The following is a 26720-nucleotide window of genomic DNA, read 5'->3' on the forward strand; positions in this document are numbered from 1 at the left end:
GTGTGCTCCGCTTCATTGCTCGCCACCCCGCGGTCGCCGCCAGCGGCCGTCGCAGTGCTCCACGAGGCCGCGCCGCTCCAGATCGACGAGGGCGACGCGCACCGCGCCGATCGGCACGCCCGCCTCCATGGCGAGCCATCGGGTCTCCCGGTGGGCACGGGCGGGGAGCGCGTCGTGCACCGCGGCCGCGACGGGATCGAGCCCGTCGGTGGGCCGCTCGATCCCGGAACTGGGGGCCTCGGCCAGGTCGAGCCCGAGCCGGCCGACGGCTTCGAGCACCTCCTCGGTGCGGGTGACCAGGAGCGCTCCCTCACGGATCAGCCGATGGCAGCCCGCCGACAGCCCCGACGTGACCGCTCCGGGCACGGCCATCACGAGCTTGCCGAGCGCCATGGCGTCGGCCGCCGTGCGTTGCGCGCCGCTGCGGAGGCCCGCCTCCACCACGAGCGTGCCTGCCGCCATGCCGGCGATCAGCCGGTTGCGTACGAGGAACCGGTGGCGCCCGGGGACGGATCCGGGCGGGTACTCACTGACGACCAGGCCGCTCGCCGCGATCCGCTCGAGCAGCATCTGGTGCGCTGCCGGGTAGGCCCGATCCACCCCGCAGGCGAGGACCGCGACGGTGGGGCCCTCGACGCCGAGAGCCCCGCGGTGGGCCGCGCCGTCGATCCCGATCGCGGCCCCGGACACGACGGTGAACCCGCGGTCGGCGAGGCCTGCAGAGACATTCCCCGCCACATGACTGCCGTAGCTGGTGGCCGCACGGGCCCCGACGACGGCGACGGACTGTTCGCAGAGAGCCGCGAGCCGGCCCGGCCCACGGACCCACAGCGCCAGCGGAGGCGCGAGCTCCCGCAGGCCACTGATCTCGAACGCGGCGAACGGCCACTGCGGCCAGTCGGCGTGCTCCGGGATGAGCAGCCGCGCACCGGCCGCCGCAGCGGCAGCGAGGTCGGCCTCGGCCCGCTGGACGGCCCGGCGGGCACCCGTCTCCCCCGCCACCGGCTCGCTCACCCGCCCCTCGTGCACCCGCCGGGCGGCCTCGACCGCCCCGATCTCGGCCACCAGCCGGGCCAGCGCGGGTGCGGGCGGCTCGGCCACCCGGGAGAGGTACGCCCGCGCGCGGAGCACGTCCTGCGCCACGGGAGGCCCGCCCGTCGGAATCTGCTCGCTCATGCCGCCCTCCGGTCGCGGAAGAACAACGCGGTCTCGACGAGCTCCTGATCGGGCCGCTCACGGCCGGCCAGGTCGGCGAGGGTCCACGCGACCCGCAGTGCGCGGTCGGCGCCGCGCGCGGTGAGCTCGCCGGCGCGCAATCCGGCGTCGAGCGGCCGTACCGCACTGCGCGGCAGGGCGAACCGGGTGCGCAGTACCGGGCCGGGGACCTCGGCGTTGGTGCGCCATCCCTGCCCGGCCCAGCGCTCGGCCGCGGCCGCCCGGGCCGCGAGAACCCGGGCCCGCACCGTGGCCGTGCTCTCGGCGAGGCCGGATGCGTCGGAGAGCGCGGTGACCGGGAACATCCGGGCCCGCAGGTCGACGCGGTCGAGCAATGGGCCGGACAACCGGCCGAGGTAGCGCCGGCGCACCAGTGACGAGCAGATGCAGTCGCGGTCGTGGGCGGGAGCGCAGGGGCACGGGTTGGCCGCGAGCACCAGCTGGAAACGCGCCGGGTACTGGACGGTGCCGTCGGCGCGGGCGAGCCGCACCTCGCCCTCCTCGAGTGGGGTGCGCAGGGCGTCGAGCAGGGTGGCTCCCCATTCCGGCGCCTCGTCCATGAACAGGACGCCCCGGTGCGCGAGCGAGACCGCTCCCGGGCGTGCCAGGCCGCTGCCCCCTCCGATGAGCGCCGCCATCGAGCTGGAGTGATGCGGCGCCACCAGGGGCGGCACGCTGCTGAGCCCGCTCCCGGGCGGGAGCTTGCCTGCCACCGACCGCACGGCGGCCAGCGCGAGCGCCTCGTCGTCGGCCAGCCGGGGCAGCAGGCCGACGAACCGCTGGGCGAGCATGGTCTTGCCGGTGCCCGGCGGCCCGACGAGCAGGACGTGATGGCCGCCGGCCGCCGCGATCTCCAGGGCGTGCCGGGCGTCGTCCTGACCGACGACATCGGCGAGGTCGGGCGGTTCGGGGCCGTCGTGCTCCTGGGCCGGGACCGGGGTGCGCAGGCTGTGGTTGCCTCGCAGGAACGCCAGCACCTCGGTGAGGCTGCGCGCGCCGCGAACGTCGATGCCGTCGACGAGCGCGGCCTCCGGCAGGGCGGCGTCGGGCACCACCACCCGCCGCATCCCGGCGGCGCGGGCGGCCAGCAGGCACGGCAGCACGCCGCGCACCGGGCGCAGCCTGCCGTCCAGTGCCAGCTCTCCGAGCAGCACCGTGCCATCGAGCGCCGACTGCTCCACCACCTCGGTGGTGCGGAGGATGCAGCAGGCGAGCGCCAGGTCGAACCCGCTGCCGGTCTTCCGGAGCGTGGCGGGCGACAACGCCAGCACGATGCGCTCGTTGGGCCACACCCGCCCGGAGTTGACGATCGCGGCCCGCACGCGGTCCTTCGACTCGTGCAGTGCCGCGTCCGGCAGGCCCAGCAGGTGGACGCCCGGGAGCCCGCCACCGACGTCGGCCTCGATCTCGACGACGCGGCCCTCCACACCGAGCAGGGCGACCGACCACGCCCGCGCGAGGCCCATCAGAACGCCGCCTCGTAGTGCTGCACCGTGACGGGCCTGCCCGGCTCGGCGACGACCGCAAGCACGTCGAACCGGATCTCGCACCACCGGACCTGGTGGGCGGCGAGCCAGGCCTGGGTGATCCGCCTGATGCGGGCCGCCTTCCGCCGGTCGACGGCCTCCGCCGGCTCACCGAACCGGACGCTGGAGCGTGTCTTGACCTCGCACACCACCAGCCGGTCGGCGTCGGTGGCGACCAGATCGAGCTCGCCGTGCCGGCACCGCCAGTTGCGGGACAGGACCACCAGGCCCCGTTGCTCCAGGTATCGCGCCGCGAGGTCCTCCCCGTGGCGTCCGAGCACGTCCTTCGCTGCCATGCCGACAACGATCGACGTCCGGGGTGGTCCGGGACAGCCCGTTCCGGGAACTGTGGACAGTCCGGGGACGGGGGGGACAACGTCGTCCCGGCGAGCCCGCACGCGTCCCCGATGTCGGAGCGACGGTGTATGGCGGCCCGCGTCAGGCGGTGGAGTCGTGCACGAGGCGGCCGGCGAACCACGTCTGCAGCACGCGCGTGTCGTGGATGTCCTGCGCGGGGAAATCGAAGAGGTTCCGGTCCAGCACGATGAAGTCGGCCGACCGCCCGACCGCGAGCCGTCCGACCTCCTCGCCTAGCCCCATGGCCCGCGCCGGGTTCGCCGTGTGCGCCTCGACGGCCGTGGCGACGTCGAGGGCCTGACCCGGGTTCAGCGCGCCGGGGAAGGACGGGTCCGGGCTGCGCCGCGTCACCATCGTCTCGATGCTGAGCCACGGGTTCGGCATGGGCATGGCGGCAGGCCAGTCGGAGCCGGCCGCCAGGATGGCGCCCGACTCCGTGAGCTCGCGCAGCGGCCACATGCGGTCCATCACGTGGTCCGGCACCTGCTGCCCGATGATCTCGGTCATCGGGCTGGGGAACCACAGCACGGGCGACGCGTCGGCCACGACCCCCAGTTCGGCGAACCGGGCCACGTCGTCGGGGTGCACGAACTCGGTGTGGGCGATGTGGAAGACCGGTCCGTCGCCGTGCCGGGCGCGCATGATCTCGACGGCGTCGAGGACCTGGCGCACCGTGCCGTCGGCGGTGGCGTGCAGCTTGACGTGCAGCCCCCGCCCGACCGCCTGCTCCATCAGTTCGAGGAGATCCTCGTCGGTGAACCACGACTCGCCGCTGAACGTCCCGGCACAGGCACAGGCCCGCTGCGGATCCGGCTTGTACGGCTCCAGGAACTTCGACGTCCGCGTCATCGGAACGCCGTCGAGCACCGCTTTGACGAAATCCGGACGAACATGGACGGACCGCCGCGAATCCGCGGAATCGAACAGTTCGGGGCCGACCGGGCCGGACTCGATGAATTCTCGCGCCGGCATCGAGCCGACGATCCACGCGTCGAGCTCACCGGCATTGTCGAGCTCGGTGAACACGTCGAGCCACCACCCCATCGTGGCGGCGTCCTGCGTGGCGGTGACCCCGCACGCGTTGAGGATCGACACCGCTGTGCGGGCCGACCGCAGATCGCGGGCGTGCACGTCCGCGGTGCTCCTGCGGACGGCGAGCTCCCCCGCGGTGGACGCGTGCTCGAAGAGCAGCCCGACGAGCCGACCGTCGGCATCGCGGCCGTACCGCCCGTCCTCCGGGTCCGGGGTGCTGTCGTCGACGCCCATGATCTCGAGGGCTCGGGAGTTGACCCACCGGTGGTGCAGGGAGGCCTCCCGCAGCAGCACCGGCCTGCCGTGGCCCGCCGCGTCGATCGCCGCCAGCATCTCCGCGGTCCCGGCCGCGTCCAGCACATGACTGCCGACGACGCCGCCGACCACCCACTCGTCCGGACCGAGGTCCTGCGCCCTGGCCGCGACCGCCGCCAGGACCTCCTCCGGACCGGCCATCGGCGACAGCGCCAGCTCCCACGCCGCCTGCTGTCCCGCGAACCCGACGTGCGTGTGGACGTCGACGAGCCCTGGCATGACCATGGCTCCCCCGACGTCGACGGACCGGGTGCCGGCACCGGCGAGGGCATCGACGTCCGCGTCGTCGCCGACGGCGACGATCCTCCCGTCCCGGACGGCGAGGGCGTTCGCCCAGGGGCGGCCGTGATCGAGGGTGTAGACGACGGCGCCCCGCACGATCAGGTCGGCGGGGCGGTCTCGACGAGCATTCACGACGCTTCGCACCTTTCCTCGTGCACTCCGCTGCGCATGCTATTCAGCAGCTACTGGAAAGGTGTGTCCGGAGCGCCAGCATAAATGACGCGAACCGTCCGGAAAGGATCTCAGGAACCGAACTGGTCACCTTCTGGCAGGCGCAGGTCCGGCTTGTCCAGCTCCTCCACGTTGACGTCCTTGAAGGTGAGGACCCGGACGTGCTTGACGAACCGCGCGGGCCGGTACATGTCCCACACCCAGGCGTCGGACATCCGGACCTCGAAGTAGATCTCCCCGTCGGCGTTCCGGGCGGCCACGTCCACCGAGTTGGCCAGGTAGAACCGGCGCTCCGTCTCCACGACGTAGGAGAACTGGGCGACGATGTCGCGGTACTCCTTGTAGAGCGTGAGCTCCATTTCGGTCTCGTACTTCTCGAGATCCTCGGCGCTCACGGTTCCATCCCTCCTTCGGCACCCACCTCGGACAACCCGTAGGCGAGCGTCCCATTGTGGACCAGGGCAGTGGGGAGGCCGACGGCGGCAGCGGCCTGGAGTGCCGCGACGTCCGCAGTGACGTCGTCGCCGCGGGCGGCCCGCACGTTGACGAACGAGTAGCGGTGCACCCGGCTGGGCCCGTGTTCCACGAGCGCGGCGTCGTGCACCGAGGTGCAGTAGCCCTTGTGCTCGGCGAACCCGTACTGCGGGAACTCGCCGTGCAGGGCGACCATCATGCGGTCCCGGGTGACCTTCGCCAGCACCGACGCCGCCGCGACGCACGCCGCCACCTGGTCGCCCTTGGGCACCGCGAGCGCGGGGCTGCCGAAGCCGCGAACCGGGAACCCGTCGGTGAGGACGTACCCCGGCCGGGCAGTCAGACCGGCCACGGCCCGGCGCATGCCCTCGATGTTGGCCACGTGCACGCCGCGGCGGTCCACCTCCTGGGGCGGGATGACGACCACGCAGTGGTCCTCCGCCCACCGCGTGATCAGCGTGAAGTACTGCTCGCGCGCCGCCGGGGTGAGCAGCTTGGAGTCGGTGAGGCCGTCGAGCCGTTTGGCATCCCCGGGCCGCAGGACGCACGCCGCGACGACCAGCGGTCCGGCGCAGGCGCCGCGGCCTGCCTCGTCGACGCCCGCCACCGGCCCGAGACCGTGCCGCTGCAGGGTGGACTGCAAGGTCCAGCTCCCTGCGGAGCGACGCACGACGGCACGTGCGGGACGGAGCTCGGGGGGCAGGACCGGCCGTGCGGAGCGGCCGGCCGGTGAGCGACGTGGGGCAGGGCGAGCGGACATCAGCTGAGCAGTCTCCACCGGGCGGGCAGGGGCGGGCTACAGGGGTCCGGCGGTCGGACGCCGGGCGGGCGGGGCCCGCTCAGACGCGGGACCGGCCGGGGAGGAAGCCCCATAGCTCCGTATCGGGCCGGTGCAGCCTGCGCCGCCACAGCGCCAGCGGCAACGTGCCCACCAGGCCGAGCCCGAGCGGTGCTCCGGCCGGCACACCCGGCGCGGGCATGCCGACGGCGGTGGACTGCGGGTCGATGGACGGGATCCACCCGAAGCGGGAGAGCGGCAACACGATCACCCGTGCCTTCCCGATCACGTTCGCCACCGGGACGGGCCCGTGGTCGGGGACCCGCGAGTCGGCGGAGTTGTTGCGGCTGTCGCCCATCATCCACAGCTCGCCCTCGGGCACCGTGATCGGCCCGAAGTAGGTCTGCTTCGGCGGCCCGGCGGCGGGCAGGTAGTAGATGTAGGGCTCGTCGAGCGGTTCACCGTCGACCATCACCCGGCCCCGGGAGTCGCAGCACGACACGGTCTGGCCGCCGACCGCGATCACCCGCTTGACGAAGTCCTTCTCGTCGGGCGGGGCGAGGCCGATCAGCGATCCCAGCCCCTGCAGCGCCCTGGTCACCGCGTTGGTGGGCTCCTGGACGGTGATCTCGCTGCTCCAGCTGTCCGGGCCGCGGAACACCACGACGTCGCCCGGTGCCGGGTCGGTGAAGCGGTAGGTGATCTTGTCGACGAGCACGCGGTCGTTGTTGCATCCGGTGCAGCCGTGGAGCGTGGTCTCCATCGAACCCGACGGGATCACGTAGACCTTGGCGAGGAAGGTCTGGATGAGGAACGTCAGAACCAGCGCCACCACGATGAGCAGCGGCAGTTCCTTCCAGAAGGTCGGTCGCCTGCGACGCCCGCTGCGGAGCTTGCCGCTGCTCGGCGGATCGCCGTCGTCGCCTCCGGAACGCGTGGACGGCGCGGCGCCTGCGCGGCGCCGGTGGCGGCCGGGGATCTCCGAGTAGGAGTCGTCGGCCGCGTCGATCACCGCGGGCTGGACGATCGTCGGCTCGTCGTCGGCCGGGTCGTGCCGCCGCGGCGGCACCGGCCGGTCGACGGGACGGCGCCCGCTGGGGGGCGGCCCGGCCGGACGGCGCGGCGGAGGTCCACTGCGGCCGGGAACGCCGTTCTGCGGCCCTCTGGCGGGCTGCTGCCCGTCGTACGGTGACGGAGCCCCGGGTCGTGAGGGCGGCATCCCGGGCGGCGATCCACCCGGAGCCTGCGACCCGACGCGCGCCCCGGGATACTGCCCCTCGGGCCGCGCAGACACCGGCTGGTCCGCCGGCGAGTAACGCCGGGGCGGGGCCCGCCGGTCGTCGGGGAGCTCGGGTAGGGCCACGCCCACGAGGCTACGTCAACCTGACCGGAGTGGTCAGGACGCAGACGGTGTCTCGCGCTTCTCCTTGATCTTCGCGGCCTTGCCGCGGAGCTCACGGAGGTAGTAGAGCTTCGCCCTGCGGACGTCGCCGCGGGTGAACAGCTCGATCTTGTCGAGGTTGGGCGAGTGCACCGGGAAGGTGCGCTCCACGCCCACGCCGAACGACACCTTGCGGACCGTGAAGGTCTCCCGCACGCCGGCACCCTGGCGTCGGATGACGACGCCCTGGAACACCTGGACGCGCGAGCGAGTGCCCTCGACGACCTTCACGTGCACCTTGAGCGTGTCCCCCGGCCGGAAGGCGGGGATGTCGGAGCGCAGCTGCTGTGCGTCCAGGGCGTCCAGGGTGTTCATCGCGAAGATCCGTCCTCGGTCCGTGATAGCGGTCGTGCGGGGGCGCCGTTCCCACTGTCAGGTCTGGTGGCGCCGACGGGCTCGACGAGTCGTCGAGCGCTGGCAACCCGTCCATAGTGCCAGACGCGATCCGGCACGGTGAAATCACCCGTCCGAGATGCGGTCGAGGAACGCTCGGTCGCTGTCGTCGAGCGCATCCTCGGGCAGGAGAGCGAGCAGATCGGGGCGGCGCGCCGCCGTGCGCTCGAGGGCGCGGTCGCGGCGCCAGCGCGCGATCAGGGCGTGGTTGCCGCTGCGCAGCACCTCGGGGACGTCGAGCCCGCGCCAGCTCACCGGCCGGGTGTAGGCGGGCCCCTCCAGGAGACCGTCGGAGAAGGAGTCCTGCTGCGCGGACTCCGGGTTGCCGAGCACCCCGGGCAGCAGGCGCACGATCGCCTCGACCATCACCAGCACGGCCGCCTCGCCGCCGACGAGGACGTAGTCCCCGATGCTCACCTCGTCGACGGGCATGCGGGTGGCGGCGTCGTCCATCACCCGCTGGTCGATCCCCTCGTAGCGCCCGCAGGCGAACACCAGGCGTGGCTCCCCGGCCCAGGCCTCCGCGGTGGCCTGGGTGAACGGCCGGCCGGCCGGGGTGGGCACCACCAGCCGGGCCGGACCGTTCTGCGCCAACACGTCGTCGAGCGCCTGCCCCCACACCTGCGGGCGCATCACCATCCCCGGGCCACCGCCGTACGGGGAGTCGTCAACGGCCTGGTGGACGTCACGCGTCCAGCTCCGCAGGTCGTGCACCGCCAGGTCGACGAGTCCGGCGCCGATCGCGCGGCCCAGCAGCGCCTCCCGCAGGGGCGCGAGGTAGGCCGGGAAGATGGTGACGACGTCGATCCGCACCGGGGCACCGTACGCGGCGGGTCAGCCCGCCCGGCGGCCGCGGACGAGCTCCTCCACGATGATCCGCGTAGCGTCCTGCCGCACTCCCCGCGAGACGAGGATGTCGTGCGCGGCCCCCGTGGCGGAATGCAGCATGCCGAGCAGGATGTGCTCGGTGCCGATGTAGTTGTGCTTGAGGCGCAGCGCCTCGCGCAGGGCGAGCTCCATCACCTTCTTCGCCGTGCGGTCGAAGGGGATGTGCCCCCTCGGACGACGGCCCGCCGCCGCCCGGGTCCGGTCCAGCGCGCCGGGGCCGAAGGCCTCCTCCACCTGGCGGCGCACCTCGTCGAGGTCGATACCGAGCGTGGCCAGTGCCTCGGCGTCGGGGATCGGGGTGCCGTCCGGCCGCAGCTTCCCGACCTCGGCCTCCACGACGTCATTGTCGACGCCGAGCGCGTCCAGGACGGTGACGGCCAGGTTGTCCGGTACGGCGAACAACGCGGCCAGCAGGTGCTCGCTGCGGATGGCGTCCGCCCCGCGCTCTCTCGCCTGCTGCTGCGCGCCGACCACCACCAGGCGCGCCTTCTCCGTGAAACGTTCGAACATCTCCGCTCCCCTCAGAACCCGAACCGGCGGTACTTCTTGTGGACGGCCTGCCTGCTCACCCGCAGCACGTCCGCGATCTGCTGCCAGGACCAGCCCTGCGCTCGGGCGTTGGTGACCTGCAGCTCCTCAAACGACTCCAGCAGCCCCCGCAGGGACGCCACCGCTGCCAACCCGACGGCCGGGTCCCTGCTGGACGCCGCCGCCGCGACCTGTGTCGCATCCGTCATGTTTGTCAACCTACGTTGACAGTCGCGCTATTGTCAACCCTGGTTGACATCCCGGAAACGACAGCGGGGTGGCACCCCCGACGTCGAAACGTCGGCGATGCCACCCCGCTGAGAAAGCAGAAGGCGATGTGGAGGTCAGGTCACGTCGAGCAGGCCCTCGGGTGGGGTGAGCACCACGCGCCCGCCGTCCAGGTCGACGGTGGGCACGATCGGGCGCACGAACGGCACGAGCGCGTCCGGCAGGTCGGGACGGGCCAGCACGAGCAGCTCCCCACCCGGGCCGTAGATCACCTCACGGACCGTCCCCACGACGGAACCGTCCTCCAGCTCGGCCCGCAGACCCTCGAGCTGGTGGACGTGGAACTCGTCCGGATCCGTGGGCGGTGCCACGGCGTCGGTGCCGATCAGCAGGCGGGCGCCACGCATCGTCTCGGCCGCGGTGCGGTCGGGCACCTCGACGAAGCGCACGAGGAGCCTCCCCGAGTGCGGCCGGGCGGACTCGACGGTGAGCGGGCCGTCCGGAACCCCGGTGCGACGTGCGGTGAGCACGGCGCCGGGGGCGAACCGCTCGTCCGGCGAGTCGGTGTGCACGTCGACGACCAGCTCGCCGCGCAGGCCGTGGGCCCGCGCGACGAGCCCCACGAGCAGCTCGGTGGTGCCGGACTGCCGCCGGGTGCCGCTACCGGTCGGTGTCGACGACATCGACCCGCACGCCTCGGCCTCCGATACCCCCGACGACGGTGCGGAGCGCGGTGGCCGTGCGGCCGCCCCGGCCGATCACCTTGCCGAGGTCCTCCGGGTGCACCCGAACCTCGAGGGTGCGTCCCCGGCGTGTGGTGACGAGCTCCACCTGCACGTCGTCCGGGTGGTCGACGATGCCCCGGACGAGGTGCTCGAGCGCGTCCGCGAGGACACTCACGACTCGGTGGCCTCAGTGGCCGAGGTGGCCTCACCCTCGGCGGAGTCGGCCTTCGGCCGGCGGTCCCCGCGCTTGCGCGGCGTGGTGGCCTCGGTGGTGGGCTCCTCGCCCGCCGCAGCGAGCGCCGCCTGGAAGCGCGCGAGCCGGTCGACCTTCTCCTTCTGCGGCTTCAGGGTGCCCTCGGTGCCGGGCAGGCCCTTGAACTTCTGCCAGTCGCCGGTGATCTCCAGGAGGTGCTGCACCGGGTCGGTGGGCTGCGCACCGACACCGAGCCAGTACTGCGCCCGGTCGGAGTCGACCTCGATGAGGCTCGGCTCGTTCTTCGGGTGGTACTTGCCGATGGTCTCGATGGCCCGGCCGCTGCGGCGGTTGCGGGCGTCGGCCACGACGATGCGGTAGTACGGCTGACGGATCTTGCCCAGTCGCATCAGCTTGATCTTGACGGCCACGCTGGTGGGTGCTCCTCGCGGATCATGGTGCTTCGGGTGAGTCCGCGCGGCTCGCGTGGGGTTACGGGCTGCGCTTCGTCGACGTGTGGTGGCCGCGGCACGGTAGAGGGCCAGCCGCAGAGCCGATCCACCATTCTGCCAGACGCACCGGCGCGCCGATGCACGGAGCCGCCCGATCCCCCCGTACGGCCGTCACCCGGCAGGCATGACCCCCAGCAGCCCGAGCATCAGCACGACACCGGGCAGCAGGTTGTTGACCTGGTGGGCGACGATGCTGGGAAGCAGCCTGTCGGAGTAGAGGCGGGCCACCGCGATCGGGATCGCGACCACGAGCAGCAGCGGTGTCCGGGTGAACTCGAAGTGGGCCATTGCGAACAGCAGGGTCGTGACACCGAAGGCGACCCAGCGGTTCGCCAGCCGCTCGACCCCGCCCCACAGCAGGCCTCGGTAGACGATCTCCTCGCACAGCGGCGCGAGGAACACCACGATGAGCAGCACAACCACCGCGAGCACCGGGCCGGTCCTGATCGAACCGAAGACGTCACCGACGGCCGAACTGGCGTCCTGCCCGACGATCGAGACGTACACGAGCGACGCCGGGATCGTCACGGCGAGGCCGCCCAACCCGAACGCCAGGCCCAGCCCGACATCACGCCACGACCACTGCAGGCGGAGGTCGACCCGCGGGCCGTTGCCCCGCAGCACGGTGATCAGCACCGCCGTGCCGGCCGCGAGCACGGTGGGCACCGCCAGCGCGATGATGAGGCTGCCGACCATCGGCACGTCCCCGAGCACGGCCCAGCCGACCAGCACGGAGGTGAGCAGGAACACGGCCTCGACGAGCACGTAGGCGCCGAGACCCCACCGGTGGGTGCGGACCGGGAAGGGGCCGCGGGCCCGGCCTGCGGGGTGCTTGGCCAACGGCCCGGCCGGTGGCGGACCCGGCGGCAGGGCGCCCGGGTAGGGCGCCGGAGGGTAGGCGTTCGCCGGGTAGCCGCCCTGGGGGTAGCCGGCCGGGGGGTACAGCTCCCACGGGTGCGGGCCCGGTGGAGGCGGACCCGGCGGGTACGGGCCGGGGCCGCCCGACGCGTAGGCGCCGGGGCCCTCGGGACGGGCGACCGGTTCGACAGGGGGGCTCGGATAGGTGAGCGCGGCACCCGGCGCAGCAGGTGCCGCCGCGCCCGAGGCCGGCTCCGGAGGCCGCGGGGACCATTCCGGTGCGCTCCAGGGGGAGCCGACCGGCGTGCCGTGGCCGTTCGAGCCGGTGCCGTTGCTGCCGTTCGAGCCGTTCGGGCCGCCGCCGTCCGGGGCGCTGCCGTTGCCGTTCGGACTGCTTCCGCCGCCGAGGCCGCTGCCGGGCGGACCGCTGGTGGGCGGAGTGCCGGCCGGGTCGCTGCTCAGCGAACCGATGTCACTCGGGCCGCCGGTCGGGCCCTCGTCGGCCGGCCCTGTGCGTGCCGGGCCGGTATCGCTCGAGCCGCCGGCGTCCGGGTCTCTCGGACGCTCCTCTGACGGCTCGTTCCCTTCCGCTGCTCCCACCTATCCGACGCTACCGGCCCCGGGCAGGGGGCGTCGCCCTTCACGCTGTGGGTGGTAGACACGGTTTGCGCCCCACAGACGCGCACCGGTTCAGCCGCCGGCGTGCACCGGCCGTCCGCGCAGCATCACGAGTGCGGGTTGCCGCAGGACCGCGAGGTCGGCGCGCGGGTCGGACCGGTAGACGACGAGGTCGGCTCGCGCTCCCGGACGCAGTGCCGGGCGGCCGAGCCAGCGCCGGGCCGACCAGCTCGCCGCACCGAGCGCGTCGACGGCGGACATCCCGGCGCCGTGCAGGGCGACGATCTCGTCGGCGAGGCGCCCGTGCTCGATCCCGCCGCCCGCGTCGGTGCCGGCGTAGACCGGCACCCCGGCCTCGACGGCCCGCTGCACGACCCCCACAGCTCCGGCGTGCAGCTTTCGCATGTGCGCCGCGTAGGTCGGGTACCTGCCTGCCATTGCGGCGATTCCGGGGAACGTGTCAATGTTGATCATCGTGGGCACCAGTGCGGTGCCGCGTGCCGCCATCTCCGCGATCAGGTCGTCGGTGAGGCCGGGACCGTGCTCGATGCAGTCGATCCCGGACCGGATCAGACCGGGGAGGGCGTCGGCCCCGAACACGTGGGCCGTGACCCTGGCCCCCACGGCGTGGGCCGCCTCGACCGCGGCGACCAGCACGTCGTCGGGCCACACCGGCGCGAGGTCGCCCACCGACCGGTCGATCCAGTCGCCCACCAGCTTCACCCAGCCGTCGCCGGCCGCGGCCTGCTCGGTGACCACGTCGGGCAGCAGCGCCGGATCGTCGAGCTCGGCGGCGACACCGGGGATGTAGCGCTTCGGACGGGCGATATGCACGCCGGCGCGGATGATCTCCGGCAGGTCGTCGCGGGCCTGCAACGGGGTGGTGTCGAGCGGTGAGCCGCAGTCGCGGATCAGCAGCGTGCCGGCATCGCGGTCGGTGCGGGCCTGCGCGTCGGCCTCTTCGAGATCGACGGCGCCCGCCGAGCCGAGCCCGATGTGGCAGTGCGCGTCGACGAGCCCGGGCACGATGTAGCCGCCGTCGATCAGCGTCTCCGCGCCGGGGATGTGCTCGACGAGCACACCCGACGCGTCCACGAACAGCTCGACGGACTGCTCGTCGTCAGCCCCTCCCGGACCGAGGAGCACCCCCCGTAGCCGGTACACCGGCTACTTCCCCTTCGGGAACTTCAGCTTGCTCGGGTCGAAGCCGGGCGGGAGCTGGTCGAGCCCCGGCGGGAGCTGGCGCAACGACGGCGGCAGACCCGAGAGGTCGGGGGCGGCGCCGCCGAACCCGGCGGGCAGGGCCGGGCGGGGCGTCGAGGGACCACGCCCCTTGCCCTTCTTGCCCTTCCGTCCCTTGGCCTGCTTGCGGGTGGCGCTGCGGCCGCCGCCGAAGCCGAACTGCCCGGCCATCTGCTTCATCATCTTGCGGGCTTCGAAGAACCGGTTGACCAGCTCGTTCACGTCGGTGACGGACACGCCGGAACCGTTGGCGATGCGCAGCCGGCGCGACCCGTTGATGATCTTCGGGTCGGCCCGCTCGGTCGGGGTCATGCCGCGGATGATGGCCTGCAGCTTGTCGAGGTGCTTGTCGTCGACCTGGGCGAGCGCGTCCTTCATCTGCCCCGCGTTGGCGCCGGGGAGCATGCCGAGGATGTTGCCGATCGGCCCCATCTTGCGCACGGCGAGCATCTGCTCGAGGAAGTCCTCGAGGGTGAGCTCCCCCGTGCTGATCTTGGCCGCGGCCTTGGCCGTCTGCTCCTCGTCGAACGCCGACTCGGCCTGCTCGATCAGCGTGAGCAGGTCGCCCATCCCCAGGATGCGGCTGGCCATCCGGTCGGGGTGGAAGACGTCGAAGTCGGCGAGCTTCTCACCGCTGGACGCGAACAGGATGGGCTCGCCGGTGACCTCACGCACCGACAGCGCCGCGCCACCGCGGGCGTCGCCGTCGAGCTTGGTGAGCACCACACCGCTGAAGCCCACGCCGTCGCGGAACGCCTCCGCGGTGGCCACGGCGTCCTGGCCGATCATGGCGTCGACGACGAACAGCGTCTCGTCGGGCCGGGTGGCGTCGCGGATGTCGGCGGCCTGCCGCATCAGCTCCTCGTCGACACCGAGGCGGCCCGCGGTGTCGACGATGACGACGTCGAACATCTTCTCGCGGGCGTGGGCGACACCGCGCCGGGCGACGTCCACCGGGTCGCCGACCCCGTTTCCGGGCTCGGGGGCGAACGTGCTGACGCCCGCCCGCTCGCCGACGATCTGCAGCTGGTTGACCGCGTTGGGCCGCTGGAGGTCGCACGCGACGAGGAGCGGGGTGTGCCCCTGCCCCTTGAGCCAGTGGGCCAGCTTGCCGGCCAGCGTGGTCTTACCGGAGCCCTGGAGGCCGGCGAGCATGATCACGCTCGGGGGCTCCTTGGCCAGCCGCAGGCGCCGGGTCTCGCCGCCGAGGATCGTCACGAGCTCGTCGTTGACGATCTTGACGACCTGCTGGGCGGGGTTCAGCGCGCCGGAGACCTCCGCGCCCTTGGCCCGCTCCTTGACCCGCGCGATGAAGCCGCGGACCACCGGCAGCGCGACGTCGGCCTCCAGCAACGCGATGCGGATCTCGCGCGCGGTGGCGTCGATGTCGGCGTCGGAGAGCCGCCCCTTGCCACGCAGGTTGGCCAGGGTGCCGCTGAGGCGCTCGGAGAGGGTGTCGAACACCCGGCCCAGCCTACTGGGGCGATGGTCACCCGCGCTGCACCGGAGCGCCGTGAAGGCCCCTCGGTGGGGCCGGGTGCCTCGCCCGTCCCGTGCGCCGCGCGTCGCGGCGGCGGACACTGGAGGCGATGACCGCTCAACCCGGCCGCCAGGAGCGGCTGCGCAGTGCCGTGGAGCGTGACGGCCCCCGCTGCGTGTGGTGCCGGCGCGAGTGCACCGGCCTCGTCCGTGCCACCACCGACCACCTCGTCCCGAAGGTCAAGGGCGGCCCGTCCTGGCTCGAGAACGAGGTGGTCGCGTGCGCGCGCTGCAACCGGGGGCGCGGGCACAGCAGCCCCGCCGCTTGGGTCGCGGAGTGCGAGCGTCGCGGCTGGCAGCCCGACACCGCAGCCGTCACCCGCGCCCTGCGGGCCCTCGACCGGGCCATCGCCGAGCGCGGTGGCAGGCGCCGGGCCCGTCCCTACCTGGCAGCACAGCTGCGTCGGGTGGACCGGGCGGCCTGAGTCCCGCACGGCCACGGGGCGTCAGCGGGCCTCGGGCACCTCCGGCCCGGCGAGCACGGCTCGGGCCGCGGCCCGGCACCGACGGGGATCGGACAGCACGTCGGTGCTGTCGACGTACTGGTCGATCGCACCGACCATCGGCAGGGACCGGATCTCCGGAGCGGTGATGCCGGCACCGAGGGCGACGGCGAAGCGCTCGGCGTGCAGCACCCGGAACGGCCGCTCGTGATAGGGCCGGGTGGCCGGGTCCACCGGTTCGGTGAGCCCCAGCCGGTTGTGCATCCCGGCGATGTCCTCGTAGGCGCGCGCGAGGTGCAGTTCCCGGTCCCGCCATCCGGTGGCGCCCAGCGCCGCGGTGAGCGTGGGCGTGAGGCCCGGCGCGCAACGGAGCCGGGCGAAGGCGCTGCCCAGCCACTTGCTGTAGGGCGGGTAGCTGCAATTCATCAGCAGGCACAGCCGCATCAGGTCCCGGACCAGGCGAGCGCCGACGACGGCCGAGCCGATCTCGTCACCGACCTCGCCACAGCGCCCGACGAAGGCCTCTTCCTGGGAGATGCGCTGCCAGTGGCACGCCAGGACGTAGCGCCACACGTCCGGCGGGTACCACGCCAGCCGGGCGCGGGCCGCCACGAGTTCGGCGAGGCCGTCGTGGAACACCTCTCCTGCCGTCGCCTCGGCCAGTGCCTGCGTGGGGGTGGCCGGCCAGTCGAACACGGTGACGGCACGACGTGGATCGAACCCCAGGTGACCGGAGAACCAGGTGCCGAGGTCGGTGACCTCGACGTGGTGGTGGACCGGTCCTTCGGTGGCCTCCATGCGCCGGACCTGCTCGTTCTCCGTCGGGACGAAGTGGGTGGGGTAGCCGAGGAAGGTCGTGGGCAGGCGGCCGGCCAGCACGTCGACGATCTGCTCGGCGTACCGGTCCGCGTCGTCCGGATGCAGGAACACCTGCAGCCGCGGTCCCCACTCGTGGTCGGCGGAGCGCGCGGTGTCGAAGCCGAGCACCTCCGAGCCTTCCCCGATGCGAGCGGCGGTGTGCGGAACGTGGCCGAAGTACCTGCGGAGCAGCGGCCCCACCGCGTCGTCGTAGTACCGCCGCGACAGGTGCAGGCCGGGAACGAACGCGTGGTCCACGACGCCGAATGGTGGTGGGCGCCCGCGGCCGGAGCGATCGGTTTCGGGACGAACTGGGTCTTGCACTCCCCCGCGATCTCTCGCTACGGTCGCGCCGCTGTCGATGCGTATCGACACCACTGGGGGGCGACGCCGGAATGGTGACCAGCAGGGACGTCGCCCGGGCCGCAGGGGTCTCCCAGAGCACCGTCTCCTACGTGATGAGCGGCAGGCGGCCGATCTCGGCCGAGACGCGCCGGCGGGTCGAGGCGGCGATCGAGCAGCTCACCTACCAGCCGAACGCGGGAGCCAGGGCGCTCGCGAGCCAGCGCACCCAGGTGATCGGCCTCGTCGTGCCGTTCACACCCGGTGTCGACACCACAGGGCTGCTGCCCTTCATCGAGACGATCGCCTCCTGCGCACGGGCGGCCGACCACGACGTCCTCCTCGTCACCGCGGACGAGGGGTCGGCAGGCCTCGAGCGGCTGGCCGGGCGGTCGCTGTGCGACGCCATCGTGATGATGGACATCGAGGCCGACGACGCCCGGATCCCCGTGGCCGCGTCGCTCCGCGTGCCGGTGATCCTCATCGGCGTTCCCCGCGACAGCGCCGGGCTGCACTGCGTCGACCTGGACTTCCCGCTGGCCGGGCGCCTGGCGGTGGACGAACTGGCCGGGCTCGGGCACGACCGGATCGTGGTCGTCGGCCACCCGGCCGAGGTGGTGGAGCGCGACGTCAACTTCGTCCGGCGGTTCCAGCGCGGGGCGACCGAGGCCGCCGATGCCCATCGCGTGGCACTCCACATCGTGGCGCCGGTGCCGCCGGATCGGGCCGGCGCCGATGCCGCCGTGGAGCGGGTGCTCGCCGTGGGCGGCGAGCAGCTGGGCGTGGTCGTGCCGAACTCGCAGGCGGTCCAGCCGGTGCTGCAGGCCCTGCTCGACCGCGGGCTCGTCCCGGGTCGGGACCTGTCCCTCGTCGCGCTGTGGCCCGACGCCGCCGCCGAGGCCGTCACGCCTGCCGTCACCAACGTGTCCCTCGAACCGCGGGACGTGTCGCGCCGCGCCATGCAGACCCTGTTCCAGCTCCTCGACCCGGAGCAGGAACCGCCGTCCGAGCTCGTGCAGCTCATCACCCCGCGCCTGACCCGCCGAAGAACCACCCTGCCCCCTTCCTGACCACCCACCGCGGCCACACCGGTTCCGATGGGCGCAATCGATACGTATCGACAGCAGCACCGCAGGTCGACAACTGAACCGAAGGATGTACGCCGCCCCCGCGGACGGCATCGACGAGAGGACCAGACATGGCTCGACGAGGAGCACGACTGGGCAGGACCGCGCTGGCGACCGCCACCGCACTGGCGGCCGCGGCGACCCTCGCCGCCTGCGGCGGAGGCGGAGCGGGCGACTCCGGTGGCCCCGTGACCAGCCTCCGCGTGCTCGACTACTACAACAACGAGCCGGACAACACGGCCTACGCCGACACCCTCAACGCCTGCGGGCAGCAGGCGGGCGTGACGATCCAGCGCGAGGTCGTGCCCGGCGCCTCGCTGATCGCCAAGGTCCTGCAACAGGCGTCGTCCCGGACGCTCCCCGACGTCCTGATGCTCGACAACCCCGACCTCCAGCAGATCGCGGCGACCGGAGCGCTCTCCCCGATCACCGACTTCGGCCTCTCCACGGACGGCTACGCCGACGGCATCGTCAGCGCCTCGACCTACGAGGGCAAGGTCTACGGGATGCAGCCGGTGACCAACACCATCGGCCTGTTCTACAACGAGGACATGCTGGCCGCGGCCGGTGTGACACCTCCGAAGACCTGGGACGAGCTGAAGGCGGCAGCCGCGAAGCTCTCCTCCGGAGACCGGTACGGGCTCGCGTTCAGCGCGCCGGCGAACTACGAGGGCACCTGGCAGTTCCTGCCGTTCATGTGGTCCAACGGCGGGGACGAGACGAACATCGCGAGCCCGCAGGTGGCCCAGGCCCTGCAGCTGTGGGTCGACCTCGTGGCGTCGGGGTCCGCGTCGAGGTCGGTGGTCAACTGGACGCAGGCCGACGTCAACGAGCAGTTCGGCGCGGGCAAGGCGGCCATGATGATCAACGGTCCGTGGCAGTTCCCCGCGCTCGCCGAGAAGGCCCCCGGCGTGAAGTACGGCGTCGTGCCGATCCCGGTGCCCCAGGCCGGCGCCACCGAGGTCGCCCCGCTCGGCGGCGAGACCTGGACCATCCCCCGCACCGGCGACGAGGCACGCCAGAAGAAGGCCGCGGAGATCGTCGCGTGCCTGAACTCGGACGCCACCCAGATGGACCTCGCCACGAAGCGCAGCACCGTGCCGACGAAGACCGCGCTGCTCGACGGCTTCGTCAAGCAGGAGCCGAAGATGGCGGCGTTCACCGAGCAGGTGAAGACCGCGCGGTCGCGTACCGGCAAGCTCGGGGCGGACTGGCCCGCCGCCGCCACCAAGATCTACACGGCCGTCCAGAGCGCCATCACCGGCGGCGCCACGCCGGATGCCGCTCTGCGACAGGCCCAGAATGGCTGAGCGGGGCCGGCCGGGCGGCACCACCGCCCGGCCGCCACTCCTGACGGTGGCGGCTCCCGACCCGGCGACACCGACGCCCACGCCCGGCACCGATCGGACCGATCGCGCGGGGTGGTGGTCGCCGCGGGGGCGGGAGCGGTTGCTCCAGCTGGGGTTCCTGCTGCCCGCCGTGGCCTACCTGGCGCTCTTCTTCGGCTACCCCGTGGTGCAGAACGTCGTGATGGCGTTCCAGGAGTACACGACGGCCACCTTCTACACGGGCGAGGCGCCCTGGGTGGGGCTCGACAACTACGTGGCGGTCCTGACGTCCGCGGTGTTCGACCAGGCGCTGGTCAACACGGTGCTGTTCACCGTCGGTTCGATCGTGGGGCAGTTCGTGATCGGGTTGGCGATCGCGGTGTTCTTCCAGCGCCGCTTCCCGCTCAGCGGGGTGCTGCGCTCCCTGCTGCTCCTGCCGTGGCTGATGCCGCTGATCGTGTCCGGCGCGGTCTGGCGCTGGATCCTCGACCAGGACAACGGCGTGCTCAACCGGTTCCTCGGCGCGGTCGGCCTCATCGGGGAGAACCCGGGCTGGCTCACGAGCACGTCGCTGGCGCTGATCGCGGTGATCGTCGTGAACATCTGGGTGGGGATCCCGTTCAACACCACGATCCTCTACGGCGGGCTGCAGGACGTGCCCCCGGAGCTCTACGAGGCCGCTGCCCTGGACGGAGCCACCGGCTGGCGGGCCTTCCGGCACGTGACCTGGCCGCTGCTGCGGCCGGTGGTGAACGTGGTGCTGGTGCTCGGCGTCGTCTACACGATCAAGGTGCTCGACATCATCCTCGGGCTCACCGGCGGCGGCCCCGCCAACGCCACCCAGACGATCGCCACGCAGTCCTACCACCTGTCCTTCCAGGAGTTCCAGTTCGGACAGGGCGCCGCACTCGGCAACGTCCTGATCGTCATCTCGCTGGTGTTCGCGCTCTTCTACCTGCGTGCCAACCGGCGCGCCGGACAGGGGTGAGGCCGTCATGGCAGTGATCGCAGGCAGGCGCGTCCGGCGCTCGTGGGGGAACACGGTGGTGGGGATCCTGATCCTCGCCGTGATGCTGTTCCCGGTCTACTGGATGGTCAACGTCTCGCTGCAGCCCAGCGGCTCGGCGGTCGGCACCCCGTGGCTGCCCCTCCACCTGAGCTTCGACGGGTACGCCACCGCGGTGCGCGAGCAGGGTGGCCACCTGGTGACGAGTCTCGTCGTCGCGGTGGGCAGCGTGGTGTTCAGCCTGCTCGTCGCCACCCCGGCGGCGTACGCACTCGCGCAGTTCACGGTGCGCGGGGCCGGCGTGGTGCTGTTCGCGATCCTGATCAGCCAGATGATCCCGGGCATCGTGGTGGCCAACGCCCTCTACAGCGCCTACAACGACCTCGGACTGCTGAACTCGATCCCCGGGCTGATCCTCGCCGACTCCACGGCAGGCATCCCGTTCGCGATCCTGATCATGCGCGCCTTCCTCGGCAGCATCCCGGCCGAGGTGATCGAGGCCGCGCGGGTGGACGGCGCCGGTCAGATCCGCGCGTTCGTCTCGGTGGTGCTGCCGATGAGCCGCAACGCCCTGATCACGGCCGCGCTCTTCACCTTCCTGTTCACCTGGAGCGACTTCCTCTTCGCACTGACGCTCACCACCACCGAGGACGTCCGGCCCGTGACGCTCGGGCTCTACCAGTACATCGGGACCTACGTGAACGACTGGAGCGCGGTGATGGCCACGGCGGTCCTCGCGTCCCTCCCCGCCGTGGTGCTGCTGGTGGTGGCGCAGCGCTACGTCGCCGCCGGCGTGAACAGCGGCGCCGTCAAATGACCTCCATCCCCGAGTTGCACGACGACGAAAGGCAGAACCGGCTGTGACCAACCCGTCCTCCGCCCCCATCCGCGTGACCGTGTGGGGGGAGAACCGCCACGAGCAGATCGAGGAGCACGTCGCGAAGATCTACCCCCAGGGGATGCACACGACGATCGCCGAGGGCATCACCGAGAACCTGGGCGACGGCTGCGTCGTCCGGACCGCCACCCTCGACGACCCCGAGCACGGCCTCACCGAGGAGGTACTGGCGGAGACCGACGTGCTCACGTGGTGGGGGCACGCCGCCCACTCCGAGGTGGCCGACGAGGTGGTGGAGCGCGTCCACCGGCACGTCCTGTCGGGGATGGGTCTCGTGGTGCTGCACTCCGGGCACTGGTCGAAGATCTTCATGAAGCTGATGGGCACGAGCTGCACCCTGCGGTGGCGCAGCGAGCACGACCGCGAGCTGATCTGGACCGTCGACCCCACGCACCCGATCGCCCAGGGCGTGCCCCACCCGTTGATCATCGACGAGGACGAGATGTACGGGGAGTTCTTCGACATCCCGGCCCCCGACGAGCTGGTGTTCGTCAGCTCGTTCAGCGGTGGCGAGGTGTTCCGCAGCGGCTGCACGTTCCGCCGTGGCCACGGGAAGATCTTCTACTTCCGCCCCGGCGACCAGGACTTCCCGACCTACCACCACCGCGACGTCCGCCGGGTGATCGCCAACGGCGTGCAGTGGGCGCGCACCGACCGGCCCGAGCGGGCCCGCCCGGAGCTGCTGCGCTACGAGACCGGCGAGTTCTTCACCGGCCGGACCTACGCGGGGCCGATCGAATGAGCCACCGCACGATCCCCGGCGACGAGCCGCTGCGGGTGGTACTGGCCGGCGCGGGCAGCATGGGCCGGGCCTGGCTCTCCACGATCAGCGCCGCGCCCGACGTCGACCTGGTGGCCGTCGCCGACATCGACCTCGACGCCGCCCGGACGGCCACCGCCGCGGCGGGGCATCCCGACCTCCCGGTCGGCGCCGATGCGGTCGCACTCGCCGCGGCCACGGGCGCCCACGCCGTGGTGGACGCGACGGTTCCGGAGGCGCACCACCCGGTCACCACCGCGGCGCTCTTCGCCGGCCTTGCCGTGCTCGGCGAGAAGCCCGTGGCGGCGACGCTGGCGCAGGCGCTGTCGCTGGCCGCGGCGGCCGAGGTGACCGGCGAGCTGTTCATGGTGAGCCAGTCGCGGCGGTGGAACCCGCAGCTGTTCGCGCTGCGTGCGATGGCGGCGGACCTCGGCGCGATCGGCACGCTCACCACCGAGTTCTTCCGGGCGCCGCGGTTCGGCGGGTTCCGGGAGGAGATGGCGCACCCGCTGCTCGTCGACATGGCGATCCACCCCTTCGACTCGGCCCGGTTCGTCCTCGGCGCCGAACCGGTCGCGGCCTACTGCGAGGCGTACAACCCGTCGTGGAGCTGGTACGACGGGGCGGCCGCCGCCACGGCCGTGTTCGAGATGGAGGGCGGCGTCCGCTACGTCTACACCGGAAGCTGGTGCAGCCCCGGCGCCGAGACCTCCTGGAACGGCGTGTGGCGGGTGAGCGGGGAGAAGGGCTCGGCCCGGTGGGACGGCGACACCGGACCGGTGCTCGACGCCGACGTGCTGCCCGCGGGACGGCCGCCGTCGCCGTACTCGGGCATCGCCGGGGCGCTCCAGGTGTTCGCCGAGGCGCTGCGCACGGGCAGCACCCCGATGGGCGAGGTGCACGAGAACGTGCTGAGCCTCGCCATGGTGGAGGCGGCGGTGCGGTCGGCCGACAGCGGCGGGCGGGTGCTGATCGACGACGTGCTCGACCTGGCCCACGAGCAGGCGCTGCGCGAGGAGACCCACGCGGACGTCCGCGCGGCGCTGGCCGGTTGGACGTCGGTGCGCAGCGCCCTCACGGCCTGACACGGTGCCGGGCCGGACCCAGCGGCCCGGCACCGCTCAGTTCTGGGGGGCTCGCCCGGTGTCCAGCCGCAGGCCGCCCGCGGCCGCTGCCCGGTCGAGCACCGTGACGCTCTCCCAGCCGGCCGGCACGCCCGCGAGGAGTTCGGTGGTGGTGGACGAGGCCCGGTGCGCGTGCCCGGCGAAGGAGCGCTCCGGCACCATCCGGCCCCGTTCGCACTGTCCCCGGCGGGCCTCGTCCGGGTCGACGTGCATCCAGAGCAGATGCGCGCTACGGCCGGTGGCGGCCGCGAGCCTGCCGAGTACGGCGCGGGTGCGCTGGTCGGTGGCGGGCAGGTGGACGACCACCGTGGGCGTGGCCGAGACGGCCGCGGTGAGCACGGCCAACCGGTGCAGCAGATGCACCAGTGGCCGGTACCAGGCGTAGGGCAGCAGGCCGAGGAGGCGCCGCAGCGCCGCGCGCTGGGTCTCGGAGTCGAGCACGGCGCGGCCCCGGTCGGCGGGCAGCCCGGCGAGCAGGGTGGACTTCCCCGCTCCCGGGATGCCTGCCACGAGCAGCAGCGTGCGACCGGGCAGGGCGAGGCGCACGGGCGGGGCGGCCGGTGTGGGGGCTGCGGCGGCCGGTGCGGCGGTCGAGCTCGCTCTCGTCACGAGAGGTGAACGTCCGTTCCGGGTGGTTCGTTCCGATCGCCGGGCCGCTGTGGGCCGGACGGTCGCCCCGTTGCAGCAAAGCCACTTTCACGCAACGACGTTGCGGCAACGTGGCTTTGCTGCAATCCGGAAGGCGCTACCCCGCCGCAGCCAGCACCGCCCGCTCGATCTTTCGGCGTTCCGCCGTGCTCAGTGCTCCCCCGGCGCCCGAGCCGGCGAGGCAGAACGAGTCGACGACGGACGCACCCAGCGTGGCCACCCTGGCCCATCTCAGGTCGGCACTGCACTCCTCCAGCGCGGCGGCCACGCGGTGCAGGAGGCCGATCCGGTCGGTGCCGCGCAGCTCCAGCACCACGGCCCCGGTGGCCTCGTCGTCGAACCACAGCACCCGGGGCGGGGCGGGCGGTTCCCCACTCGGGCTGATCGGGGCGTAGTCGCGCTCCTTGCGCGCCAGCGCGTCGGCCAGCGGGAGACCGCCGTCGAGGACCCGGATCAGGTCCGACCGCAGGAGCGCCGGGTCGGGCAGGCCGCCGAACCGAGGGGAGACGGTGAAGGTGACGACGGCCGCCTGCTCGGCGGACGGCAGCTCGGCCGCGTGCACCTCCAGGGAGTGCAGCGCCAGCACACCGGCGGCGGCCGACAGCGCCCTCGGGCCGTCCGGCACCGCCACGATGACGGTGGCCGGGTCGGCGCGGTCGTCGAGCCGGATCTGTGGTTGCCCGTCGTCGGCGACGGCACCGGCGAGCTCCGCCGCGTCGGCGCTCAGTGCGGCGGGTGCGGGCAGCGGTTCCCCGGCCAGCAGGGCCCGGCAGCGGCGTACCAGGTCCTGGATCAGGGTCTGCTTCCACGGGCTCCAGACCCCCGGGCCGGTGGCGAGCGCGTCGGCCTCGGCGAGGGACTCGAGCAGGTCGAGGACGAGCCCGCTGCCCTCCAGCGTCTCGACGACGCGGGTGATCGTGGCCGGGTCGTCGAGGTCGCGCCGGGTGGCCGTGTGCGGCAGCAGCAGGTGGTGGCGCACCACCTGGCCCAGCACGGCCACGTCGGTGTCGGGAAACCCGAGCCGCCTGCCCACCTGCAGTGCCAGCGACTCCCCCACGACCGAGTGGTCGCCGTTGCGCCCCTTGCCGATGTCGTGGATCAGCGCGCCGACGAGCAACAGGTCCGGACGCGCCACGCGGGTGGTGAGCCGGGCGGCCTGCGCGCAGGCCTCGACGAGGTGCCGGTCCACGGTCCACACGTGCGCACGGTCGCGCGGCGGCAGGTCGCGCACCGCGCCCCACTCGGGAAACAGCCGCCCCCACAGCCCGGTGCGGTCCAGCGCCTCCACCACGTCCACGAGCTGACGACCCGTGCCCAGCAGCGAGAGCAGCTCGCCCAGCGCCGACGGCGGCCACGGCTCGCGCAGCTCGGGGGCGGTGTCGGCAAGCCGGTGCAGCGTGCCGGCGGCGATCGGCAGGCCGGTGCGGGCCGCGGTGGCCGCCACCCGGAGCACCAGCCCGGGATCGCGGGGGGCCGCGGCGTCGCGGGCGAGCGCCACCTCGCCGGCGTGCTCGACGACGCCGCTGTCCAGCGGACGCCGCACGGGAGCGCGCCGCAACGCGGCCAGACCGCGCCGGGGCAGGGCGCTGCGTGCGGAACGCAGCCCCACCTCGGCGGCGAACGCCACCGACCGGGCCGCGCCGGACAGCGCCCGCGCGAGCTCGAACCGGTCGGCGATCTCCAGCGCGCTCGCCACCTCGTCGGCATCCTGCGCCCGGAGCACGTCACGGGCCCGGCCGGCGAGCCGGTGCAGCTCGGTGCGGACGTCCAGCAGCAGCCTGCGGGCCTCCCCCACATCGGCGCCCGGACGGTCGACGAGCTGGGCCGCGGCGAGCGCGTCGAGCAGTTGGATGTCGCGCAGCCCGCCGTGCCCGCTCTTCAGGTCCGGCTCCACGCGGTGCGCGACGTCGCCGACCTTCCGCCAGCGCTCCTGGGCGGAGTCGGCGAGCTCGTCGAATCGACCACGGATACCGGCCCGCCACGCCTGCCGCACCGCGGCGCGCACCTTGTCCGAGAGCGCGGTGTCGCCTGCGATGTGCCGGGCCTCCAGCAGGCCGAACGCGGCACGCAGGTCGGTGGCCGCCACCTGCACGGCCTGACCCGGGGTGCGGACCGAGTGGTCGAGGCCGATCCCCGCGTCCCACAGCGGGTACCACAGCTGCTCGGCCAGCCGTTCGACGTCCTTGCGGCCGTCGTGCAGCAGCACCAGGTCGAGGTCCGACCACGGGGCCAGCTCACGCCGGCCCAGCGCCCCGACGGCGATGAGCGCAGCGCGATCGGCCAGCCCGATGGAGGCCGCCCGCGACGACAGCCAGAAGTCGTGCAGGTCCACCAGTGCCGTGCGCAACGCCTCGGGCCCGAGCCTGCGCTTGCCCGCCCCGGGGTCGAGCAGCACGGCTTTCGCCCGGACCAGATCTCCCGCGTCTCCCGACGCCACAACCACCGCACTCACAGCGCGTCGGCACCCCGCTCGCCGGTGCGGACCCGCACCACGGTGTCGACAGGTGTGACCCACACCTTCCCGTCACCGATCTTGCCCGTGCGGGCGGCCTCGGACACCGCTTCGATCACCTTCTCCACGGCACCGTCGTCGACGACCACCTCGACGCGCACCTTGGGCACGAGATCGACGTGGTAGTCCGCACCCCGGTAGACCTCGGTATGGCCGCGTTGTCTGCCGTACCCCGACGACTCGCTGACGGTCATCCCGGCGATGTCCAGACGCTCGAGTCCAGCGCGGACGTGCTCCAGCGCGAACGGCTTGATGATGGCGGTCACCAGCATCATCACGATCCTCCGATCGGTGACGAACCAGACGGTTCCGGGAAACGCGCCGGAGCCCGCCGCACGATCATGCTGTGCAGCGGGCCC

The 26720-nt window shown here is 73.0% G+C and carries 28 protein-coding genes; 7 read left to right on the top strand and 21 right to left on the bottom strand.

Annotation, left to right across the window (positions count from 1 at the left end):
* Window positions 1-12 precede the first annotated feature (12 nt).
* The 17 genes from dprA to ffh all read right to left on the bottom strand — a co-directional run bounded on the left by dprA (window position 13) and on the right by ffh (window position 15240).
* On the bottom strand, window positions 13-1176 hold the full coding sequence (dprA, locus tag AC5L35_RS03050; RefSeq protein ID WP_495057947.1) for a DNA-processing protein DprA: 1164 nt from the start codon (window positions 1174-1176) through the stop codon (window positions 13-15).
* Window positions 1173-2681, bottom strand: a complete 1509-nt coding sequence (locus AC5L35_RS03055; RefSeq protein ID WP_495057948.1) for a YifB family Mg chelatase-like AAA ATPase — start codon at window positions 2679-2681, stop codon at window positions 1173-1175. Before AC5L35_RS03055 ends, dprA begins: the two co-directional genes overlap by 4 nt.
* Complete coding sequence (locus AC5L35_RS03060; protein WP_169396516.1) at window positions 2681-3037, bottom strand: YraN family protein; 357 nt, start codon at window positions 3035-3037, stop codon at window positions 2681-2683. Before AC5L35_RS03060 ends, AC5L35_RS03055 begins: the two co-directional genes overlap by 1 nt.
* A gap of 142 nt (window positions 3038-3179) precedes the next feature.
* On the bottom strand, window positions 3180-4859 hold the full coding sequence (locus tag AC5L35_RS03065; protein ID WP_495057949.1) for an amidohydrolase: 1680 nt from the start codon (window positions 4857-4859) through the stop codon (window positions 3180-3182).
* A gap of 110 nt (window positions 4860-4969) precedes the next feature.
* Window positions 4970-5293: a DUF2469 domain-containing protein gene (locus tag AC5L35_RS03070; protein WP_169396515.1), complete on the bottom strand. Its 324-nt coding sequence runs from the start codon at window positions 5291-5293 to the stop codon at window positions 4970-4972.
* On the bottom strand, window positions 5290-6132 hold the full coding sequence (locus AC5L35_RS03075) for a ribonuclease HII (protein WP_495057950.1): 843 nt from the start codon (window positions 6130-6132) through the stop codon (window positions 5290-5292). Before AC5L35_RS03075 ends, AC5L35_RS03070 begins: the two co-directional genes overlap by 4 nt.
* Window positions 6133-6211: 79 nt before the next feature.
* Window positions 6212-7219 carry a signal peptidase I gene (gene lepB / locus AC5L35_RS03080; protein WP_495057951.1) on the bottom strand — a complete coding sequence of 336 codons (1008 nt, stop codon included), beginning with the start codon at window positions 7217-7219 and terminating at the stop codon, window positions 6212-6214.
* A gap of 327 nt (window positions 7220-7546) precedes the next feature.
* Window positions 7547-7906 carry a 50S ribosomal protein L19 gene (gene rplS, locus AC5L35_RS03085; RefSeq protein WP_169396512.1) on the bottom strand — a complete coding sequence of 120 codons (360 nt, stop codon included), beginning with the start codon at window positions 7904-7906 and terminating at the stop codon, window positions 7547-7549.
* Window positions 7907-8050: 144 nt separating this feature from the next.
* Window positions 8051-8797, bottom strand: coding sequence for a tRNA (guanosine(37)-N1)-methyltransferase TrmD (trmD, locus tag AC5L35_RS03090; protein WP_495057952.1), 747 nt, complete (start codon window positions 8795-8797; stop codon window positions 8051-8053).
* 21 nt (window positions 8798-8818) lie between these two features.
* Window positions 8819-9382 (bottom strand): Clp protease N-terminal domain-containing protein, encoded by a 564-nt coding sequence (locus AC5L35_RS03095; RefSeq protein WP_495057953.1) that lies wholly within the window; start codon window positions 9380-9382, stop codon window positions 8819-8821.
* Window positions 9383-9393: 11 nt separating this feature from the next.
* The gene (locus tag AC5L35_RS03100; RefSeq protein WP_495057954.1) at window positions 9394-9609 is read right to left on the bottom strand and encodes a helix-turn-helix domain-containing protein; all 216 of its coding nucleotides are present in this window, start codon (window positions 9607-9609) and stop codon (window positions 9394-9396) included.
* Between the two features lie 135 nt (window positions 9610-9744).
* A complete protein-coding gene (gene rimM, locus AC5L35_RS03105) occupies window positions 9745-10311 on the bottom strand; it encodes a ribosome maturation factor RimM (RefSeq protein WP_495057955.1) in 567 nt (188 codons plus the stop codon).
* The gene (locus AC5L35_RS03110; RefSeq protein ID WP_142049011.1) at window positions 10289-10528 is read right to left on the bottom strand and encodes an RNA-binding protein; all 240 of its coding nucleotides are present in this window, start codon (window positions 10526-10528) and stop codon (window positions 10289-10291) included. Before AC5L35_RS03110 ends, rimM begins: the two co-directional genes overlap by 23 nt.
* Window positions 10525-10977, bottom strand: a complete 453-nt coding sequence (rpsP, locus tag AC5L35_RS03115; RefSeq protein ID WP_495057956.1) for a 30S ribosomal protein S16 — start codon at window positions 10975-10977, stop codon at window positions 10525-10527. Before rpsP ends, AC5L35_RS03110 begins: the two co-directional genes overlap by 4 nt.
* 192 nt (window positions 10978-11169) lie before the next feature.
* Window positions 11170-12516: a CPBP family intramembrane glutamic endopeptidase gene (locus AC5L35_RS03120; RefSeq protein WP_495057957.1), complete on the bottom strand. Its 1347-nt coding sequence runs from the start codon at window positions 12514-12516 to the stop codon at window positions 11170-11172.
* 90 nt (window positions 12517-12606) lie between these two features.
* Complete coding sequence (locus AC5L35_RS03125; RefSeq protein WP_495057958.1) at window positions 12607-13698, bottom strand: amidohydrolase family protein; 1092 nt, start codon at window positions 13696-13698, stop codon at window positions 12607-12609.
* A 3-nt stretch (window positions 13699-13701) separates the two neighbouring features.
* Complete coding sequence (gene ffh, locus AC5L35_RS03130; protein WP_495057959.1) at window positions 13702-15240, bottom strand: signal recognition particle protein; 1539 nt, start codon at window positions 15238-15240, stop codon at window positions 13702-13704.
* A 125-nt stretch (window positions 15241-15365) separates the two neighbouring features.
* On the opposite strand from ffh, the gene AC5L35_RS03135 reads away from it, so the two are divergent.
* A complete protein-coding gene (locus AC5L35_RS03135) occupies window positions 15366-15740 on the top strand; it encodes an HNH endonuclease (protein WP_495057960.1) in 375 nt (124 codons plus the stop codon).
* Between the two features lie 21 nt (window positions 15741-15761).
* On the opposite strand, the gene AC5L35_RS03140 is transcribed toward AC5L35_RS03135, so the two are convergent.
* Window positions 15762-16874, bottom strand: a complete 1113-nt coding sequence (locus AC5L35_RS03140) for a DUF4037 domain-containing protein (RefSeq protein WP_495057961.1) — start codon at window positions 16872-16874, stop codon at window positions 15762-15764.
* Between the two features lie 140 nt (window positions 16875-17014).
* Between AC5L35_RS03140 and AC5L35_RS03145 the strand changes: the two genes are divergently transcribed.
* From AC5L35_RS03145 to AC5L35_RS03170, 6 genes are all read left to right on the top strand, one after another.
* Window positions 17015-18028, top strand: coding sequence for a LacI family DNA-binding transcriptional regulator (locus tag AC5L35_RS03145; RefSeq protein ID WP_495057962.1), 1014 nt, complete (start codon window positions 17015-17017; stop codon window positions 18026-18028).
* Between the two features lie 128 nt (window positions 18029-18156).
* The gene (locus AC5L35_RS03150) at window positions 18157-19395 is read left to right on the top strand and encodes a sugar ABC transporter substrate-binding protein (RefSeq protein ID WP_495057963.1); all 1239 of its coding nucleotides are present in this window, start codon (window positions 18157-18159) and stop codon (window positions 19393-19395) included.
* Window positions 19388-20401, top strand: a complete 1014-nt coding sequence (locus AC5L35_RS03155; protein ID WP_495057964.1) for a carbohydrate ABC transporter permease — start codon at window positions 19388-19390, stop codon at window positions 20399-20401. Before AC5L35_RS03150 ends, AC5L35_RS03155 begins: the two co-directional genes overlap by 8 nt.
* Before the next feature lie 7 nt (window positions 20402-20408).
* On the top strand, window positions 20409-21236 hold the full coding sequence (locus AC5L35_RS03160; protein ID WP_495057965.1) for a carbohydrate ABC transporter permease: 828 nt from the start codon (window positions 20409-20411) through the stop codon (window positions 21234-21236).
* Window positions 21237-21279: 43 nt separating this feature from the next.
* Complete coding sequence (locus AC5L35_RS03165; RefSeq protein ID WP_495057966.1) at window positions 21280-22059, top strand: ThuA domain-containing protein; 780 nt, start codon at window positions 21280-21282, stop codon at window positions 22057-22059.
* Window positions 22056-23162 (top strand): Gfo/Idh/MocA family protein, encoded by a 1107-nt coding sequence (locus AC5L35_RS03170; RefSeq protein WP_495057967.1) that lies wholly within the window; start codon window positions 22056-22058, stop codon window positions 23160-23162. Before AC5L35_RS03165 ends, AC5L35_RS03170 begins: the two co-directional genes overlap by 4 nt.
* 36 nt (window positions 23163-23198) lie before the next feature.
* Here the strand turns inward: AC5L35_RS03170 and AC5L35_RS03175 are convergent, their stop codons facing one another.
* The 3 genes from AC5L35_RS03175 to AC5L35_RS03185 all read right to left on the bottom strand — a co-directional run bounded on the left by AC5L35_RS03175 (window position 23199) and on the right by AC5L35_RS03185 (window position 26636).
* Window positions 23199-23810 carry an AAA family ATPase gene (locus tag AC5L35_RS03175; protein ID WP_495057968.1) on the bottom strand — a complete coding sequence of 204 codons (612 nt, stop codon included), beginning with the start codon at window positions 23808-23810 and terminating at the stop codon, window positions 23199-23201.
* Between the two features lie 136 nt (window positions 23811-23946).
* A complete protein-coding gene (locus tag AC5L35_RS03180) occupies window positions 23947-26301 on the bottom strand; it encodes a [protein-PII] uridylyltransferase (RefSeq protein WP_495057969.1) in 2355 nt (784 codons plus the stop codon).
* Window positions 26298-26636: a P-II family nitrogen regulator gene (locus tag AC5L35_RS03185; protein ID WP_495057970.1), complete on the bottom strand. Its 339-nt coding sequence runs from the start codon at window positions 26634-26636 to the stop codon at window positions 26298-26300. The genes AC5L35_RS03180 and AC5L35_RS03185 overlap by 4 nt, the downstream gene beginning before the upstream one ends.
* Window positions 26637-26720 lie beyond the last annotated feature (84 nt).

Source organism: Pseudonocardia sp. OZ21 (assembly GCF_059359135.1).